This window comes from Salegentibacter maritimus, from assembly GCF_016236975.1.
GTDB classification, from domain to species: domain Bacteria; phylum Bacteroidota; class Bacteroidia; order Flavobacteriales; family Flavobacteriaceae; genus Salegentibacter; species Salegentibacter maritimus.
The window spans coordinates 106,942-126,872 of the sequence record NZ_JAEHNY010000007.1; the positions used below are offsets into that span (position 1 = coordinate 106,942).

The following is a 19,931-nucleotide window of genomic DNA, read 5'->3' on the forward strand; positions in this document are numbered from 1 at the left end:
TAATTCAACTAAAATTTATGAAATTAAGACTTTTACTATGTCTGGTGTTTCTGGCAAGTTTGCAAAGTAAAGCCCAGGAATACTTCCCCAAAAACGATGGGGTGAAAAATCCTCAAACCAATTACACCGTATTTAAAAATGCAAAAATTCACGTAAGTCCGCAGGAAATTATTGAAAACGGAAGTTTTGTTGTAAAAGATGGCAAAATCACCGCCATCGGTAAATCGGTTAAAGAACCTACAAACAGTATTGTGATAGACCTGGAAGGAAACGAAGTCTATCCTTCGTTTATTGACCTTTACAGCAGTTTTGGCGTAAAAGAGCCTAAAACAGCTCAAAGAAGTAATGGCCAGCCTCAATACGAAGCTAGTCGTGAAGGCTACTATTGGAACGACCATATTAGACCAGAAACTAAGGCCGTAGAAGTTTTTAGTTATGATGATAAAGCTGCTACTTCCCTGCATAAAGCCGGATTTGGAGTAGTAAACACTCACGTACCAGATGGTATTATTCGGGGAACAGGAATGTTGGTAGCCCTAAACCCTGCCGGCAGCGAAGGAGAACGAATTTTAAAAGATCGTTCGGCGCAATACCTTTCTTTCGATAAAAGTAAATTGTCCCACCAATCTTATCCTACCTCTACTATGGGGGCAATGGCTTTAATTAGGCAGGCATATTTGGATGCCAATTGGTACGAAAAGGAAAAGTCTGAGAACAAAGACTTGGCTTTGGAAGCTTTAAACAGAAATAAAAATCTTACCCAAATTTTTGCCACCGATAATCTTCTTGATGCTTTAAGAGCAGGGAGAATAGGGAAAGAATTTAACATAAATTATGTGATTTTAGGCGATGGTAAAGAATACCAGCGCATGCAGGAAATTAAAGAAACCGGAAGCACATTTATTGTTCCCTTAAATTTCCCGAAAGCCTACGATGTAGAAGACCCTTTTCTGGCAGAACATCTCAGCTTAGAGGAAATGAAAACCTGGAACCAGGCCCCGGCAAACCTTAAAATGCTTGCCGAAAATGACATTCCGTTTACTATAACCACACACGACCTGAATGTTGAAAAAGATTTTAGAAGCAACTTATTAAAAGCGGTTAAATATGGCTTAAATAAGGAAGATGCACTTGCCGCTTTAACCACAACCCCGGCAAAAATACTTGGAGAAGAAAATCGTTTGGGAACTCTAAAAGAAGGTGCCTGGGCAAACTTTATCATTACCTCGGGCGATTATTTTGATAAAGAAACAAGTATCTACGAAAACTGGACCCAGGGAAAAAGAACAGTGATCAACAAAATAAAAACCAACGATATTACCGGTAATTACCAGCTTAAATTAGAAGGAAAAGACTATAAACTTAACATAACCGGCAAACCGGAAGCGCCAAAAGCCAGTGTAAAGTCTAACGACACTAAATTGGGCGCAAAGCTTAGTTTTTCCAATAACTGGATGAATTTATTACTTTCTTCGCCCGATACTACAAAAACAGCGTTTACCCGTTTGGTAGCTAAAATTGGAGAAAATGCTAATGAAATTTCCGGAACCGCTTACCTAAGTGATGGCTCTGAAACCAGGTTTACCGCAACGAAGGAAGTTTCAACTAAAACCGCTAAAGCAGAAGAGGTAGAAGAAAATGACGACGAAGAAGCTAAAGAAGAAGAACTTCGTGAAATTATGCCGGTAAGTTTTCCTAATAAAGCATACGGTTTTTCAGAAATGCCAAAAGAAGAAATTATTCTTTTTCAAAATGCCACGGTTTGGACCAATGAAAAAGAAGGGATTATAGAAAATACCGATGTATTGGTAAAAAACGGGAAAATTTCGAAAATAGGTCAAAATCTTCGCGCGGGTAACGCCCGTGTAATTGATGCCACTGGAAAACACCTAACCTCTGGAATTATAGACGAGCATTCCCATATTGCAGCATCTGCCATTAACGAAGCTGGGCATAATTCTACTGCCGAAGTTAGTATGGAAGACGTTGTAGACCCTACAGATATCAATATTTACCGAAATCTTGCCGGTGGGGTAACTACCGTCCAGCTTTTACACGGTTCGGCAAACCCTATTGGGGGGCGTTCTGCTATTTTAAGGTTAAAATGGGGGGAAAACGCTGAAGACTTAATTTTTGAAGATTCTCCTAAATTTATAAAATTCGCATTAGGGGAAAATGTAAAGCAATCTAATTGGGGAAGCCGATCCAGGTTTCCGCAAACCCGTATGGGGGTAGAACAGGTTTTTACCGATTATTTTACCAGGGCAAGAGAATATGAAGAAGCCAGAAATAACGACGAAGATTTTAGAAAAGATCTTGAAATGGAAACGCTGGTTGAAATTCTAAATAGCGAACGTTTTGTATCAGCCCACTCTTATGTGCAAAGCGAGATTAATATGTTGATGAAAGTTGCCGAAAATTTTGATTTTAGAATCAATACTTTCACCCATATTCTGGAAGGTTATAAAGTAGCCGATAAAATGAAGGCACACGGTGCGGGAGGTTCTACTTTTTCCGATTGGTGGGCCTATAAATATGAAGTGAATGATGCAATACCGTATAATGCACCAATTATGCACAGCCAGGGAATTGTTACAGCAATTAATAGTGATGATGCCGAAATGAGTAGAAGGCTCAACCAGGAAGCCGCAAAATCTGTAAAATACGGCGGAGTTTCTGAAGAAGATGCCTGGAAGTTTGTTACCCTAAACCCGGCAAAATTATTGCATATAGACGATAGGGTTGGAAGTGTAAAAACAGGAAAAGACGCCGATCTTGTGTTATGGTCAGACAACCCATTATCTATATATGCTAAAGCTGAAAAAACCCTTATTCAGGGAAAGGTTTTCTTTGATATAGAGAAAGACAAAGAATTACGAGAAGAAATTCGGGAACAACGAAGCAAACTTATCACCCAAATGCTACAGGCCAAAAACAAAGGTTTAGAAACGCAACCGGTGACTAAAAAGGAAGAACAACACATCCACTGTAACTTATTAGAAGAAGTACATTAATAAAAGAACGAATGAAGATGAAATATTTAATATTACTAGCATTATTTGCCTGCATAGGAAATTCTTTTGCCCAGCAAACCCCTGCTTCAAAACAAACCGAAGCAGTAACTATTGTGGGGGCTACCGCCCATCTTGGAAATGGAGAAATAATTGAAAATAGTTTAATAATTTTTGAAGATGGGAAAATCACCCAGGTAATGGATGCCACTGAAACAAAAATGCAATACCGTGGGAGAATTATTGAAGCCGAAGGCAAGCACGTTTACCCCGGTTTTATTGCACCCAACGCTACTTTAGGTTTGGTAGAAATTGATGCAGTACGCGCTACAGACGATGAGGACGAAATAGGCTCTATGCTTCCGCACATTAGAAGTATAATTGCCTATAATGCCGAAAGTAAAATTGTGGAAAGCATGCGACCAAATGGAGTGCTAATGGGGCAAATTGTTCCGCGTGGTGGGAGCATCTCGGGAACTTCTTCTATTGTACAGTTTGATGCCTGGAATTGGGAAGACGCCGTTATTAAAGAAGATGATGGTTTGCATATTAACTGGCCAGATAGCTTTACCAGAGGCCGCTGGTGGGCGGGTGAAGATCCCGGAATAAAAGTAAGCGAAGACTACCAGGAAAAAATCTTAAAACTGGAAGAGTTTTTTGCTTCAGCTAAAGCATATTTAGCCGGGAACAACCAAAAAACCAATCTGGCGTATGAAGCGATGAAAAATGTTTTTACCGGAGATAAAAGAGTATATGTTCACGTAAACGCAAAAAAGGAAATTCTGGATGTTATAGACTTTAAAAAAGACCAGAAACTGGAGCATTTAGTTATTGTTGGGGGTTATGAAGCCCATAAGGCTATTGAAGATCTAAAAGAAAATAATATTCCTGTTTTGGTACAACGGCCTCATGATACTCCAAACAGTGACGACCATGATTATGATTTCCCTTATAAATTAGCGGGTATTTTGCATAACCAGGGGGTTTTGGTTGCCCTCGAAAGTAGCGGTAGCATGGAACGAATGAACACACGAAACCTTCCATTTTATGCCGGAACCACCGGTGCTTATGGTTTGGGAAAAGAAGAAGCCCTTAAATTAATCACTTCAAATACCGCCAAAATTCTTGGAATAGATAATATGGTTGGGACTTTAGAAAAAGGAAAAACAGCAACCCTATTTATTAGTGAAGGAGACGCTTTAGATATGCGCGGAAATATTCTTACCCACGCTTTTATACAGGGCCGCCAGGTAAGTTTAGATACGCACCAAACCGAACTTTACGAGCGTTATAAAAAGAAGTACGAGAGCGCAAGTAAGTAATCTGCATTTCCCTAAATTTATTAAGAGGTTAACAGTTTTACCAGTAAAGGTATTTTTGTTAACCTCTTTTCTTTGCAATAGGTTTAAACTCCCTATTTTTACGCCTATGATTAAGCAAATAAGTAGCACACAGAACAAGGAAGTTAAGCACCTACTCCAATTGCAGGAAAAATCCAGGCTACGGCGAAAAGAAGGTGTTTTTTTGGTAGAAGGCCAACGGGAGATAGCATTGGCTATAAAAGGAAACTTAGCTTTAAAAGCTATTTACTTTTGCCCCGGCTTAATTGAATTGAAGGAAGTTGAAAAACTAAACTCACCCCAGGTTCCTATCACTGAAATTTCTGCTGAAGTTTATGAAAAAATAGCATATAGAGGTAGTACTGAAGGTATTTTAGCTATTTTCAAAACAAAGGAAAACAGGCTTCAGGATATTACATTCAAAACAAAAAATCCTTTAATCCTTATCGCAGAAGCACCAGAAAAGCCCGGAAACATTGGCGCAATTTTAAGAACTGCCGATGCTGCAAAAGTAGATGCTGTTTTTATTGCAAACCCAAAAACCGATTTATACAATCCCAATATAATTCGCTCTAGTGTTGGCTGTGTATTCACCAATAAAATTGCTACCGGAAGCACTTCAGAGATCATTGCTTTTTTAAAGCAACATAACATTTCTATATATGCTGCGGCATTGCAAGTCTCAAAGCCATATCATACGATAGACTTTACCAGGGCTTCAGCCATTGTAGTTGGTACAGAAGCTACAGGCTTAAGCGAAGAATGGCGTGAAAATTCAACGCAAAACATAATTATTCCAATGAGTGGTGAAATTGATTCTATGAATGTTTCTGTTGCTGCAGGAATACTTATTTTTGAAGCCAAAAGACAACGCGGTTTTTAAAGAGAAACCGGAGTTGTATTGTATAATTCAGCATTAAAACTAAAATCATTTGAATCCGCAAACCCTATTTTATATTATTATTGGCATTATTATTATCGATTTTATCATCGATAAAATTTTGGATGCACTTAACGCAAAACATTTTGATGATCCCATCCCAAAGGAACTTGATGATGTTTACGCCCCGGAAGAGTACGAAAAATCGCAAGCTTATAAGAAAGAACGGTACCGATTTGGTATTTTAACAGGTAGTTTTTCGGTATTGCTCACTTTGGGGTTTATTGTTTTTGATGGATTTGCCTGGGTAGATGGGATTGCCCGGAATTTCACCGATAATGATATCCTGGTAGCCCTGATTTTCTTCGGAATTATAATGATAGGCAGTGATATTCTTACCACGCCTTTTTCCTGGTACAGCACTTTTGTAATTGAAGAAAAATATGGTTTTAATAAAACAACTAAAAAAACCTTCTTTTTAGATAAGATAAAAGGCTGGCTAATGATGGCGGTACTTGGCGGTGGAATTCTGGCACTTATCGTTTGGTTTTATCAATTTGCCGGTAGCGATTTCTGGTGGTATGCCTGGATACTTGTGGCTGTTTTTTCTGTATTTCTTAATATGTTTTATGCAAAACTCATTGTGCCTTTATTTAATAAGCAAAGCCCCCTGGAGGAAGGATCTTTACGAACCAAAATCGAAACCTATGCAGCAAGTGTAGGTTTTAAATTAGATAATATTTTTATAATAGACGGTTCTAAAAGAAGCACTAAAGCAAATGCTTATTTTTCAGGATTTGGCAGCGAAAAGCGTATTACACTTTTTGATACTTTAGTAGAAGACCTGGAAGAAGAAGAAATTGTAGCAGTACTGGCTCACGAAGTTGGACATTATAAAAAAAACCATATCCTGGTAAATTTAGTTGCTTCTATTGTAATCACAGGTTTTACCTTATGGCTTCTTTCTTTATTTGTAGGAAGCCCTGTACTATCCCAGGCCCTGGGCGTAGAAGAACCAAGTTTTCATATTGGTTTAATTGCCTTTGGAATACTGTATAGTCCAATTTCAGAAATTACCGGTTTATTGATGAATTATTTATCACGAAAATTTGAATACCAGGCCGATAATTTTGCAAAAGAAACCTATGCAGCCCAGCCCTTAATTTCAAGTTTAAAAAAACTTAGCCGAAACAGCTTAAGTAATCTTACGCCACACAAGGCCTATGTTTTTATGCACTATTCACACCCTACCCTGTTGCAAAGATTTAAAAATCTAAAGCGCAGTTTGTAGTTGTTTCTTTATAATCTTAATCGTACTTTTAAATTATGACAGAAGCTGCTATAGAAAAAGAAAACAAAGAAATTGCCCGACAGTATAAAGAGCTACTGCGTATAAGCTATCGCAGTCTAAACGACGAGGATAAAAAGCAAATTAGAAAAGCTTTTGATACCGCTGTTGAGGCACACAAAGATCAACGAAGAAAATCTGGCGAAGCCTATATCTTCCATCCCATAACTGTGGCTAAAATTGTAGCCTCCGAAATTGGCCTGGACGCCACTTCTATTGTTGCGGCGCTCCTGCACGATGTTGTTGAGGATACAATTTATACGCTTGAGGATATAGAAGAAATGTTTGGAAAAACGGTGGCGACCATCGTTAACGGACTCACAAAAATATCCAGCTTAAAGAAAGATAAAGATGTTTCGTTACAAGCTGAGAATTTTCGGAAAATGCTACTCACGCTCAACGACGATATTCGGGTAATCATTATCAAAATTGCCGACAGGTTGCATAATATGCAAACCATGGATGCAATGAGACGTGACAAACAGGAAAAGATTGCCTCCGAAACGCTATATATTTATGCTCCGTTGGCACATAGAATTGGTCTTTACAATATTAAAACCGAACTGGAAGACCTCTCCTTAAAATATACCGAACCCGAAGTTTACCAGGATATTCTTAAAAAAATAAAAGAAAGCAAAGAGGAACAGGATGCCTATATAAAAGAGTTCTCACAAATTATTGAAGACTCCCTTAATCAGGAAGAGCTGGATTACGATATAAAAGGAAGGCCTAAATCTATTTATTCTATACATCGTAAAATGAAGGCTCAAAATGTGAGTTATGATGAGGTTTACGATAAATTTGCTATCCGAATTATTTATAAAAGCGACCAGGCCAACGAAAAATTTCTTGCCTGGAAAATTTACTCTATAGTTACCGACCATTTTAGGCCTAATCCTACCCGTCTTCGAGACTGGATCTCTTCTCCAAAATCTACCGGTTACGAAGCCCTGCATATTACAGTAATGGGACCAAAAGGCCGTTGGGTAGAAGTGCAAATTAGGAGTCATAGAATGAATGAAATTGCCGAAAAAGGTTATGCTGCACATTATAAATATAAGCAAGGGGACACGAAAGAAGACCGCGGAATTGAAGAATGGTTAAACAGGCTACAGGAGGCTCTTGAAAACCCAGATGTTAATGCAGTAGATTTTGTAGAGCAATTTAAGCTGAATCTCTACTCTAAAGAGATATTTATCTTTACACCACAAGGAGATCTAAAATCTCTGCCTAAAGGGGCTACCCCCTTAGATTTTGCATTTAGCATTCATACCGAAATTGGTTTAAAAACTCGTGGTGCAAGGGTTAATAATAAATTGGTCCCCTTAAGCCATCAGTTAAAAAGCGGCGACCAGGTTGAAATAATAACATCCGAAAACGCAAAACCAAACGTAAACTGGTTAGACTATGCCACTACGGCAAGAGCACGGGCTAAAATAAAATCTTCTTTAAAAGATGAAAAACGTGAAATAGCCGAAGAAGGCAAAGCTATTCTCACCAGAAAACTGCGCGCGCAAAAAATTCCTTTTAATGAAAAGGTAATTAATGAGTTAGTCGTTCATTTTAATTTAAAAACCAGTCTGGATTTATTTTATCGGGTTGGAATTGGTAAAATAGACAATCAAAAACTTAAGGAGTTTGCTTCATCCAGGAGCAACGCATTGGTGAGCTATATTAAACGTAAAATCACCAAACCGGTTATTGCTGAAGATCTCAATAAAGATGAAATTACCTCTAAATTCGACCAGCTTGTTTTTGGAAGGGACGAAGATGAAACTTTAGAATACAAACTGGCCAATTGTTGCAATCCAATACCCGGAGACCAGGTCTTTGGTTTTGTAACCGTAAATGATGGTATAAAAGTACATAAGAAAAATTGTCCCAATGCACTTCAGCTTCAAAGTAATTATGCCTACAGGATTATTCCTGCAAAATGGATAGATTCTTCTCAGCAAGACTTTAAAGCTGTTATAAAATTAACCGGAATTGATAACTTAGGTTTGGTGAGCGAGGTAACGAAAGAAATTTCGAGCAACCTCAATGTAAATATGCAAAAGGTAGGTTTTGAAAGTGTAGATGGCGTCTTTAGCGGTGAAATAACGCTCAAAGTAAAGAACAATGCCATACTCACCACTATTATTAACCGCCTTAAAAAAATTAACGGCATCGATAAGGTTAGCCGTGAATAATCCTATACCTTTGTAAGCTACAAAGAATTATGAGCAAAAAAGTTGTAAATAAGAACGATCAGGCAGTAGTTAAAAACGTGTTCACCAAGTATTTGGAGGAAAAAGGGCATAGAAAAACCCCCGAACGTTTTGCCATACTTCAGGAAATATATAATAACGACGATCATTTTGATATAGAATCACTCTACATTAAAATGAAAAACAAAAAATACCGGGTAAGTCGTGCAACCCTCTATAATACTATAGAATTATTGCTGGAATGCGGCTTGGTTAGAAAGCACCAGTTTGGGCAAAACCAGGCGCAATATGAAAAGTCATATTTTGACCGGCAACACGATCACGTTATTTTAACCGATACCGGTGAGGTTATAGAATTTTGCGATCCACGCATTCAGTCCATAAAAAAAACAATTGAAGAGGTGTTTGATATAGAAATTACCAAACATTCTTTATATTTTTACGGCAACAAAAAAACAACCAATTAACTTAAGATTTCAATGGCGGTAGATTTACTACTCGGTCTCCAGTGGGGTGACGAAGGCAAAGGAAAAATTGTTGATGTACTCACCTCTAAATACGATATCATTGCAAGATTTCAGGGAGGACCAAACGCAGGACACACCCTCGAATTCGATGGGCAAAAACACGTTTTACATACAATTCCTTCAGGAATTTTTCATGATCAAACCATTAACCTTGTAGGTAATGGTGTGGTGATAGATCCCGTAATTTTTAAAAAAGAACTGGATAATCTTAGTAAAAATAATATAGATTATAAGTCTAAATTATTTATTTCCAGAAAAGCACATTTAATCCTACCTACTCACAGACTTCTGGATGCAGCTTCTGAAGCTTCAAAAGGAAAGGCTAAAATTGGCTCTACCCTTAAAGGAATTGGACCAACTTATATGGACAAAACCGGGAGAAACGGAATTCGTGTAGGTGACCTGGAACTGGAAAACTGGAAAGAAAAATACAGAACCCTGGCCGACAAGCATGAGAAAATGATCAAATTCTACGATGTAGACGTGCAATACGATCTTGCTGAATTGGAGAAGGAATTTTTTAATGCGGTAGAAACTCTTAAATCACTAACTTTTATAGATAGTGAAGCTTATTTGCACCAGGCACAAAAAGAAGGTAAAACTATTTTAGCTGAAGGTGCTCAGGGATCTTTATTAGACATAGATTTTGGAACCTATCCGTTTGTAACTTCTTCTACCACTACTGCGGCTGGAGCTTGTACAGGTCTTGGAGTTGCACCAAATAAAATTGGTGAGGCCTATGGGATTTTCAAGGCATATACCACAAGAGTTGGAAGCGGCCCCTTCCCTACCGAACTTTTTGATGAGGACGGTGAAACTATGGGACGTGTTGGAAACGAATTTGGTGCTACAACCGGTCGTGCGCGTAGATGTGGTTGGTTAGACCTTGTAGCTCTAAAATATGCCGTACAGGTAAATGGAATCACCCAGTTAATTATGATGAAAGGCGATGTACTTAGTGGTTTTAAAACCTTAAAAGTATGTACCGCTTATAATTACAAAGGTGAGGAAATTGACCACTTGCCTTATAATATTGAAGCAGAAAATATCACTCCCATTTATACCGAAATTAAAGGTTGGGAAGCCGATCTTACCGGGATGACAAAAGTAGAGGAACTTCCTAAAGAGTTTAATGACTATGTTGCATTTTTGGAGAAAGAACTGGAAATTCCGATTAAATTGGTTTCAGTTGGGCCAGACAGAACCCAAACTATCACACGTTAATCAAAAATCTTATTAGATAAAAAAAACAAAAAGCCGTTTCAAATTGAAACGGCTTTTTTCATAACAAAATCCTCTATAACAAAAACTTAGAATTAAATTATTTATTCATCCTTAGGAAACGATGAATAAGCTGGCTATTTGTTGAGCTACCTGTCCACTCATAGGCTCATCGTAAGATTGTGATACTGCTTCGGCACTAAAGCCGGTAGCATCTACCAGGTTTACGCCTCCCTGCATAATATTTTCTTCCCCGTCATAAACAGCCTGGGTAGCTTCCGGCATTCCCGGCCCCCTATTGTTTAAGTTTATCCAGCCTAGTGCATTTTCATTGGTGTTTTCATTTAAAACATCGGCTCTCAACCTTCTAATCTCTGAGGCGTGCCTTGCTTCAACTGAATGTATTTGCAATGCCGGAGTAAGAAAATCGGTTCCCATAAGATTTCCTGCCTGACCTTTATAAGCTCTTACACCGGTGTCTTCAAAGGCCTGGGCCAACGCCAATAACTGGGCGTAAGCCATATCATTATTCTTATTAAAAGGATCAAAAGCCCCTCCTGCGGTAAAATCGAATTCAGGCGAATCTACGGCGTTATCTCCCAAGCCTGCTTTTAGAAATTCTACGTGGGCACTTTCGTGCTTAGAAATTTGGTTATAAACTGCTTCAGCCCTGCCACCGCTTGGTAATACTCCAGAATCCAGGGCCTTTATATAAAATTCGGCTTCAAGATATTCCAGGGTAAGGGCAAGCTGTAACGCACCTATGGCATCGTTTCCGCTACTTTGTGCAAAAGCTTTTCCAGAGGTAGAAGCAAGTCCAAAAGGAACAGCTATCATAGCCGCCTTCTTACCTAAATTTCCAAGGTTACCCAGCATTTCCCGCCTGGAAGAAGCTTTCTTAGTAAGACTTTCTGAAGTAAATTCGTCTAAAAATTTTATAATATCCATAATATTGTTTTTTAAAGTTAAAAATGATTATTTAGGTAAATTATTGGCTGTAAATGGTGTAACCACGAAGCCGGTTGCGCCAACTTCCCCAAGAATTGTTTCCGGATCTTTAGCCAGATCCAGCCCATTAGCATCAATAACATCGTCTCCGGCAAAAGCCGTATTATCTTCTAAATAAATAGAACGAATAGCAGCAGCATGCCTTGCCTCTACCGAAACAATTTTACCTGCAATCACTAAAAAGTCTGGAGTTTGCAATAATTTACCTGCTCCATTATACGCGGCAACACCGGTATCTTCCAATACCCTGGCTGTTGATAATACAGAATCTCTATCTGCAAAATTTACACCGCTAAAATCAAATTCTAACTCTGGCAGCACCTGGCTGGCTTCAGCGTTAGCACTAATTGCAGCTTTAAAAAACTCTCTATGTATAACCTCATGATCATATAAATCTTCTAAAATCAATTTTTCTTCAGCAGTAGCTCCTGCCCAATAAGAGCCATCTAAGACTTTTGTATAAAATGCTGCTTCCAGTTGCTCTAACGCATATGCATAATTTAGTATCCCTACATCGCCACTCCCAAGATCAAAAACTTCTCCCGGGGGAGTTGGGTCTGGAGTCATATCATCATCACTACATCCATAGAGCAATAAGCCTGAACCTGCCATGGCGAGTCCGCCCATTTTAAGAAACTTTCGTCTTGAACTCCTGTTTTTTGAAGGTTTTGCAGTTACTGCTTCTACCTTAATACGTGGTTTTTCCATAATTTAAGTTTTTAGTTGTTTACTCGATAATCTATTGTGCTCCGGGATTTATCTCGAAACCAAAAAAATTCTATCCAATGCCTCATTGAATTGTTCAAGAGATCATTTACCATATTTACGTATGCTTAGCAATGACGGTTTTTATAAGAGAGTTAAAGTTTTCTAAAAAAAATGTTACTCATTAAAAAATCAAGGTTCACCTTATTGTACACCTCCTTATCTTAAAAAGATTATTCCCCCAAATTTTAATTACTTTTGAAAAAATTATAGACTTGAAAAAAATCATTCTTTTCTTAGTATTGGCAACTTTGTGCATTCCTTCTTTAGTTAAGGCCCAGGAAGCCAAAGAGATTGATTATAGTGCCGATAGAAATATCCAGGATGAAAAATATCCAGGAGCTTTTGTTTTAAGCAAAGTAGAAAACCAGGTGTATTTTAAACACGAAGGTATAGAAGTGTGGTGCGATCTTGCCATTCATTATAAAGAAGAGAATTTTTTTAGAGCCTTCGGAAATGTAAGAATGCAGCAAGGCGATACTGTAAAACTAAACAGTAGCTATGCTGAGTATAATGGAAACTCCCAATTTGCATTTGCCAGTGGCGACGTAGTGATGAAACGCCCCCAAACCACCCTGGAATCTGACAGTCTTTTTTTTGATAGACTAAAACAACAGGCTTACTACCGAAGTGGTGGTAAAGTAATAGATACCGGTGGGGTTATTACCAGTAATATTGGAAGGTATTATATGGAGCAGGATAAATATTCTTTTGTTTCAGATGTAGTGCTTACCAATCCCGAGTATGTTATAAATTCAGAACAACTTGATTTTTATGGAAAAACCGGGCACGCATACCTGTATGGTCCATCTACCATTGAGAGTGAAACCAGTACGGTGTATTGTGAACGCGGTTTTTATGATACCCGTGGCGATACAGGCTATTTCGTAAAAAACTCCAGGATAGATTACAATAACAGAACGGTAAAAGGCGATAGCCTATATTTTAATAGGAATACAAATTTTGCTTCGGCCACCAATAACATTCGGGTTATTGATACCATTAACAAAAGTGTTGTAACCGGGCACTACGCCGAAGTATTTCGAGATAAAGATTCTGTTTTTATTACAAAAAGGGCGGTAGCAGCCAGCGTTCAGGATAATGATTCGCTTTTTATTCATGGCGATACCATAATGATTACCGGGAAACCCGAGAAACGTATTATTCGTGGTTTTTATGACGTGCGCTTATTTAAAAGCGATATGAGTGGCAAAAGCGATTCGGTTCATATTAACCAGGAAACCGGCCTTACCAAAATGATTAACTTAAACAGCGGCCCGGTTTCTTCTGTAGATAAAAAAAGAAGTCCGGTGCTGTGGAGCGGACTTAGCCAAATGACGGGGGACACTATTCATTTGCAAAGCAATACCAAAACAGAACAATTGGATTCGATGCGGGTATTTAATAATGCATTTTTGATTCAGAAAGACACTATAGAAGGCTATAACCAGGTAAAAGGAATGGATTTGGTTGGTTTATTTGAGGATAATGAATTGTACCAGGTAGATATCAACAAAAATACCGAAACCCTTTACTACAGCCGTAATAACGATCAGGAACTTATAGGAATAAATAAAACCCTGTCCAGTTCTATTAAAATTCTATTTGAAAATCGGGAAATCCAGGATATCTATTATTACCAGAACGTAGACGGAAATTTAACTCCGGAAGAAGACTTCCCCCTTAATGTTCGTGAACTAATTGGTTTTAATTGGCGTGGTGATGAAAGGTTACTTTCTAAGGAAGATTTATTTAAAGGAAAGCCAGAGCCCGAATTGGTTAAAATTGAAGGAATAGCTTTACCTGAAGAAGAAGGCGAATTCTTTGATGAACGCGATGAAGGAGATGAGATGCTACTAAATGACAAGTCCAGGCTAAAGCCGGAAGATTTACAAAACAAAGTAAAAGACAGTATTCCGCAGTTAAAAGAAAGCCCGCAAATAATTAAGGAAAAGTCCGAAGAAGCAAAAAAGACAGTTAAAGATAGCATTTCAAAGAAAGTACCAACACCTTTGATAAAGCCAGAAAACTCACAAAAAGACAACAAGAACGAAGCTGAAGATGACGAAGGCAATTAATAAAGACTTTTTAAAGTACCAGGCGCAAACTACTCCACATCCCTTAGGTTTAGAGGTAGCATCGGCAAAAGGCTCCTATATTTTTACTACTGACGGAAAAAAACACCTGGATTTTGTAGCCGGTGTTTCGGCTTGTAGTTTAGGCCACTGCCACCCCAAAGTGGTTCATGCCATTAAAACACAAGCTGAAAAATACCTACATGTAATGGTTTACGGGGAATACGCCCAGGAACCTGCCGTAGAATTAGCAAGCTTACTGGCCAAATATTACCCTAAACCACTTGAAAAAACCTATCTCACAAATTCTGGAACAGAAGCTATAGAAGGCGCTTTAAAACTAGCACGCCGTTATACAGGAAGATCCGAAATTATAGCTGCCCAGCAGGCCTATCACGGCAATACTATGGGATCGCTTAGCTTAATGGATTACGAAGAACGCCAAAAGCCTTTTAGGCCGCTTTTGGGAGATATTTCTTTTATTCGGTTTAATGAGGAAAAAGATCTGGAAAAAATAACCAGGAAAACCGCAGCTGTAATTCTGGAAAGTATACAGGGAGGTGCCGGATTTATTCTTCCAAAGAACGATTATTTAAAAAAGATAAAACAACGCTGTGAACAAGTAGGTGCTTTATTGATTTTAGATGAAATTCAACCTGGATTTGGACGAACCGGAAAACTTTTTGGATTTGAAAATTTTGATATGGTTCCCGATATTGTTGCTTTAGGAAAAGGAATGGGTGGCGGAATGCCCATTGGTGCATTTGCCGCATCTGCCCAAATTATGGATAGCCTTTCAGACAACCCTAAAATGGGACATATTACAACCTTTGGGGGAAATCCTGTAATTGCTGCTTCAGCTTTAGCTACTTTAAAGGAAATTACCAGTTCAGACTTAATGGCAGAAAGTCTAAAAAAAGAAAAACTTTTTAGAAAATTACTGGTGCATCCGCTTATTTCAGAAGTTAGGGGAATGGGCTTAATGCTTGCTATTATTACTAATTCTGAAGAAATAACAAATCATTTAATCTTAAAGTGCAAGGAAAAAGAACTTATACTTTTCTGGTTGTTATTCGAAAAAAAGGCAGTAAGAATAACACCGCCGCTTACCATTTCGGAAGAGGAGATAAAAGAAGGCTGTGGCATCATTATTGACGTATTGGATGAAATAATGAGACAGCAACAAACTGTTCATTAATTTGTTAACAAGAATATTGATTTTTGATTTTTTAAAACATAATCATTTTTATTTTTAAGAAATGTCTTTGGGCTCGTCTCAAGATATTAAGTTTAAAAGATCAGGCAATTTCAATTTAAGTGTTGAAATATTTTAAGTCTCACTTAGTGAGCAAGTAGAAATCCCGTAATTACCCACGTATGCAGTTAAGCCATAACGACGAAAACAAATTCTCACTTTCACGCTTTGAATCTATGCTTAAAACAAATGATGTTTTATTCTTTGATTCGGCCGAATTTGAAGATATTATCAATTACTATTTAGAGAACGGGAAATTTGCCCTGGCCAAAAAGGCTGTTAAATTAGGCCTGGCGCAACATCCAACTTCTACCAATTTAAAACTCTTTAAGATTGAAATTCTTGTTTTTGAAGATAAGCTGGATATAGCCGAGTCTATGCTAAGCGAATTACAGCAACTAGAATCTTCTAACGAAGAAGTTTATATTCAAAAAGCACAAATTCTCTCTAAACGCGACCTTCACGCTAAAGCCATACAGGTGTTAAAGATGGCACTTGATATAACCCTGGACCCGGCAGAGATCTACTCTTTAATTGGAATGGAATATCTCTTCCTTGAAGACTTTGAAAATGCCAAGTTTAGTTTTATGAAATGCTTAGAAGCCGATGAAGAAGATTATTCGGCTTTATACAATGTAATGTATTGTTTTGATTTTCTGGATCAAAAAAAAGAAGCCATCGCATATCTAAACATGTATTTAGACAAAAATCCGTATTGTGAAGTAGCCTGGCACCAGGTAGGCAAACAGTATTTTGATTTAAAAAATTATGAAAAAGCATTATCGGCTTTCGATTTTGCGATAATAAGCGATGAGTATTTTATTGGCGCTTACCTGGAAAAAGGAAAAGTACTGGAGAAGCTAGGCCGCTATCACGAAGCTATAGAAAATTACCGATTAACCTTAGAATTAGACGACCCTACGTCTTTTACTTATTTACGAATTGGAAAATGCTTCGAAAAACTGGGCTTAAATGAGCTTGCGCTTAAACATTACAAAGATTGCGTACATGAAGATCCGCTTTTGGATAAAGGTTGGATTGCCATCACCGATTTTTACATAAAAAAGAAAAATTTCCAGAAAGCCCTGTACTACATCAACAAAGCCATAAATATTGACGAAGACAATGTGCTGTATTGGAAACGCTACGCCAAAATCAATAATCGTCTAAAGTTTTTTGAAGAAGCAGAAAAAGGCTATAAAAAAAGTTTAGACCTGGGGAACTATGAATTGGAGACCTGGATTAGACGTTGTGATATTTTAATAGATCTTGGAGAATTTGATACCGCTATTAAAAACCTAAACCAGGCAGTGGAATTTTATCCGAATACCGCAGAGATTGAATTTCGTTTGGCAGGATTATATTTTAGTGAAAATGAAGGTGAAAAAGCTTATTTTCATTTGAATAGAGGATTAAAATTAGATGCCGAGTATTATATTGTTATCGAAGAATTATTTCCAAATGTTTTTAACCGAAAAAGTGTAAAGCAAATTATAAATTCCTTTATAAATCTCTCTTAGTTATTTTGCTAACTTTGAGCCGGAATTTTAATTTGTTCACATGCGAAAAAGGTTTAAAGATTATCTACCTGTAACTTTAAAAGGTATGGCAATGGGTGCGGCAGACGTTGTTCCCGGGGTCTCTGGAGGAACCATTGCTTTTATTACCGGAATTTATGAAGAATTAATTTCTACCATAAGCGGTGTAAATTTTTCATTGGTCACTACCTGGAAAGAAAAAGGTTTTAAAGCCATGTGGCAACAGCTTAACGGCCCTTTTATTTTAGCACTTTTTACTGGAATCCTTATCAGTTTTTTCTCTCTTATGAGGGCTGCGAAATATATGCTGGAAAATCATCCCATAATGATATGGTCTTTTTTCTTCGGCCTTGTATTTGCCAGTATTTGGTATGTAGGCAAGCAAATTCCCAAATGGAATTTTAAAATAGCACTGGCCCTGGTTATTGGTGCAGCCATTGCATTCTATATTGTATCCCTGCCCCCTATGGCCGCAAAAGATAGTAACATATACATCTTTTTCTCTGGAGCTATCGCAATATGTGCTATGATACTTCCCGGTATTTCGGGTGCATTTATCCTGGTTTTACTGGGGGCCTATAAAAAGCTTACCGATGCTGTACACGATTTCGATTTTCAAACCCTGGGCATTTTTGCTATAGGAGCCGTAGTTGGGTTACTTAGTTTCTCTAAGATCCTTAAATGGCTTTTTGTACATTATAGTAGTCTTACACTTGCCGTATTAACCGGGTTTATTGCCGGTTCTCTCAATAAAATATGGCCCTGGAAGCATGTGTTGCAAACCGAAATGTATGGAGACAAAGAAGTTGTTCTTAAAGAAGCATCAGTTTTACCATGGAATTTTAATGGAGAACCACAAACATTAGTTGCTATTATTTTGATGCTCGCAGGATTTTTCTTAATTCTAGGCTTAGAAACTTTTGCCGCAAAAAGCTCAGAAAACACCCATGCAACAAACTAGAACCTTTACAGATAAAGTACTTTTAGTCCTTAAAGGTCTGGCCATGGGAGCTGCTAATAAAGTTCCCGGTGTTTCTGGAGGTGTTGTGGCTTTTGTGGCCGGGTTTTACGAAGAATTTATTTATTCACTTCAAAAAATAAATTACAAGGCTTTTATATTGCTTATAAATGGGCGATTTAGAAGTCTGTTTCATTATACTAACGGGAGATTCCTAAGCTTACTTATTTTAGGAATGCTTATTAGCTATTTTAGTGTTTCAAAATTACTGGATTACCTAATTCTTCATTACGAATTATATGTTTGGGCTTCATTCTTCGGCATGATTATAGGCTCTATATATTACATAAGTAAAGATTTTGACGAATGGAGCAAACGCTCCCTAATATTTGTTTTCCTGGGAATACTGGCCGGGGTAGCCATTAGTTTCCTTGAACCTGCAAAAGAAAACGACAATCTTTGGTTTGTATTTTTTTGCGGTATGGTAGGCGTATCGGGAATGACGCTGCCGGGACTTTCGGGATCTTTTATTCTTATTCTATTTGGAAATTATGTATTACTGCTCGTAGACTCGGTAAATGCCCTTTACGACACCCTGTCTGAACTAATTTTACTTGATTTTAGCTTTACACAAGATCTGGAAAGAATAAGGCTTTTAGAAGTACTCCTGGTATTTGGCGCAGGCTCTCTGGCCGGCCTGGTAACACTCTCGCATGTTCTTGGCTTTGTTTTAAAACATTATAAAAAAGATACTTTTGCCGCCATAATTGGCTTTATTACAGGATCACTTGGAGTGGTTTGGCCATGGAAAGAAAAAATTTTTAAGTTAGATAAAGAAGGGGAAATAATTCTGGATAGCCAGGGGAATGGGGTAATAGATTATTACGACCGCTATTTTCCAACTTTTTCTTCAGCTGAAACCTGGTTGGCAATTTTCTTTATCTTAATAGGAATACTCATTGTATTAGGACTCGCCTGGTACGAAAAGAAAAACCAAAAACCCGCAATCAAATGAAAACTTTTGGCTTATTAGGTAAAAATATTAGTTACTCATTTTCCCGAACTTATTTCAGCAAAAAATTTAAAAAAGAAAATATTGATGCCGAGTATCTTAATTTCGATTTACAAAATATAAACCAATTTCGGGATGTTATAAAAGAGACACCAAACCTACAAGGCCTGAATGTCACCATTCCTTACAAAGAAGAAATCATTAATTTTTTGGACGATCTGGCTCCTGAGGCTGAAGAAATTGGCGCAGTAAATACCATAAAAATAAATGGCAATAAACTTATTGGCTACAATACAGACTATATAGGCTTTTCTGAATCTATAAAACCCTTGCTAAAACCTCATCATAAAAAAGCCCTTATCCTGGGAACCGGTGGAGCTTCAAAAGCCATAGCATATGCCTTTAAAAAAATGGGAATTGCCTATAAATTTGTTTCAAGAACTTCGGGAGAGCTAAAATTAAGCTATCAGGATCTTTCACAGGAAATAGTTAATGACCACAACATTATTATTAACACTACTCCTGTAGGTACCTTCCCCAACGTAGAAAAATATCCCAAATTCCCCATTGAGCATTTAACCAACAAACACCTGGTTTACGACCTTATTTACAACCCCGAAACCACCCAACTCCTGGTCCTGGCAAAAGAACAGGGAGCCAAAATTAAAAACGGATTGGAAATGCTTGAATTACAAGCTGAAAGTGCCTGGCGCATTTGGAATAAATAAAGCCCTTTTTTTTATTTTAAATCTTACAAAAAAAGCGAATTGTTTGCCCAATTTTGTT

General features: G+C 37.7%; 15 protein-coding genes. 13 read left to right on the forward strand and 2 right to left on the reverse strand.

Translation table 11 applies throughout. The annotated features are described in order from the left end of the window. The first annotated feature begins 17 nt into the window (after window positions 1-17). The 7 genes from I6U50_RS09215 to I6U50_RS09245 all read left to right on the forward strand — a co-directional run bounded on the left by I6U50_RS09215 (window position 18) and on the right by I6U50_RS09245 (window position 10,537). Window positions 18-3,014 (forward strand): amidohydrolase family protein, encoded by a 2,997-nt coding sequence (locus I6U50_RS09215; RefSeq protein WP_198638632.1) that lies wholly within the window; start codon window positions 18-20, stop codon window positions 3,012-3,014. An 11-nt stretch (window positions 3,015-3,025) separates the two neighbouring features. Beyond that, complete coding sequence (locus I6U50_RS09220; RefSeq protein WP_198638633.1) at window positions 3,026-4,333, forward strand: amidohydrolase family protein; 1,308 nt, start codon at window positions 3,026-3,028, stop codon at window positions 4,331-4,333. 106 nt (window positions 4,334-4,439) lie between these two features. Continuing rightward, entirely contained in the window at window positions 4,440-5,234 is a 795-nt protein-coding gene (locus I6U50_RS09225; protein WP_198638634.1) for a TrmH family RNA methyltransferase, read from the forward strand. A gap of 49 nt (window positions 5,235-5,283) precedes the next feature. Continuing rightward, complete coding sequence (locus I6U50_RS09230; protein WP_198638635.1) at window positions 5,284-6,522, forward strand: M48 family metallopeptidase; 1,239 nt, start codon at window positions 5,284-5,286, stop codon at window positions 6,520-6,522. 35 nt (window positions 6,523-6,557) lie between these two features. Then, on the forward strand, window positions 6,558-8,768 hold the full coding sequence (locus I6U50_RS09235; RefSeq protein WP_198628123.1) for a RelA/SpoT family protein: 2,211 nt from the start codon (window positions 6,558-6,560) through the stop codon (window positions 8,766-8,768). Between the two features lie 29 nt (window positions 8,769-8,797). Beyond that, complete coding sequence (locus I6U50_RS09240; RefSeq protein WP_057481434.1) at window positions 8,798-9,253, forward strand: Fur family transcriptional regulator; 456 nt, start codon at window positions 8,798-8,800, stop codon at window positions 9,251-9,253. Window positions 9,254-9,265: 12 nt separating this feature from the next. Next, window positions 9,266-10,537 (forward strand): adenylosuccinate synthase, encoded by a 1,272-nt coding sequence (locus I6U50_RS09245; RefSeq protein WP_198638636.1) that lies wholly within the window; start codon window positions 9,266-9,268, stop codon window positions 10,535-10,537. Window positions 10,538-10,648: 111 nt separating this feature from the next. On the opposite strand, the gene I6U50_RS09250 is transcribed toward I6U50_RS09245, so the two are convergent. Both I6U50_RS09250 and I6U50_RS09255 read right to left on the reverse strand, forming a co-directional pair. Beyond that, a complete protein-coding gene (locus I6U50_RS09250; RefSeq protein ID WP_198638637.1) occupies window positions 10,649-11,482 on the reverse strand; it encodes a ferritin-like domain-containing protein in 834 nt (277 codons plus the stop codon). Between the two features lie 27 nt (window positions 11,483-11,509). Next, a complete protein-coding gene (locus I6U50_RS09255) occupies window positions 11,510-12,250 on the reverse strand; it encodes a ferritin-like domain-containing protein (RefSeq protein ID WP_193711805.1) in 741 nt (246 codons plus the stop codon). A 272-nt stretch (window positions 12,251-12,522) separates the two neighbouring features. Between I6U50_RS09255 and I6U50_RS09260 the strand changes: the two genes are divergently transcribed. The 6 genes from I6U50_RS09260 to I6U50_RS09285 all read left to right on the forward strand — a co-directional run bounded on the left by I6U50_RS09260 (window position 12,523) and on the right by I6U50_RS09285 (window position 19,873). Then, window positions 12,523-14,385 (forward strand): OstA-like protein, encoded by a 1,863-nt coding sequence (locus I6U50_RS09260; protein WP_198638638.1) that lies wholly within the window; start codon window positions 12,523-12,525, stop codon window positions 14,383-14,385. Beyond that, on the forward strand, window positions 14,381-15,580 hold the full coding sequence (locus I6U50_RS09265; protein WP_198638695.1) for an aspartate aminotransferase family protein: 1,200 nt from the start codon (window positions 14,381-14,383) through the stop codon (window positions 15,578-15,580). Before I6U50_RS09260 ends, I6U50_RS09265 begins: the two co-directional genes overlap by 5 nt. Before the next feature lie 179 nt (window positions 15,581-15,759). Further along, window positions 15,760-17,157: a tetratricopeptide repeat protein gene (locus I6U50_RS09270; protein ID WP_193711806.1), complete on the forward strand. Its 1,398-nt coding sequence runs from the start codon at window positions 15,760-15,762 to the stop codon at window positions 17,155-17,157. 40 nt (window positions 17,158-17,197) lie between these two features. After that, window positions 17,198-18,136, forward strand: a complete 939-nt coding sequence (locus I6U50_RS09275) for a DUF368 domain-containing protein (RefSeq protein ID WP_193711807.1) — start codon at window positions 17,198-17,200, stop codon at window positions 18,134-18,136. After that, window positions 18,123-19,148, forward strand: coding sequence for a DUF368 domain-containing protein (locus I6U50_RS09280; RefSeq protein WP_198638639.1), 1,026 nt, complete (start codon window positions 18,123-18,125; stop codon window positions 19,146-19,148). Before I6U50_RS09275 ends, I6U50_RS09280 begins: the two co-directional genes overlap by 14 nt. Continuing rightward, window positions 19,145-19,873: a shikimate dehydrogenase family protein gene (locus tag I6U50_RS09285; RefSeq protein WP_193711809.1), complete on the forward strand. Its 729-nt coding sequence runs from the start codon at window positions 19,145-19,147 to the stop codon at window positions 19,871-19,873. The genes I6U50_RS09280 and I6U50_RS09285 overlap by 4 nt, the downstream gene beginning before the upstream one ends. The last annotated feature ends 58 nt before the right edge of the window (window positions 19,874-19,931 follow it).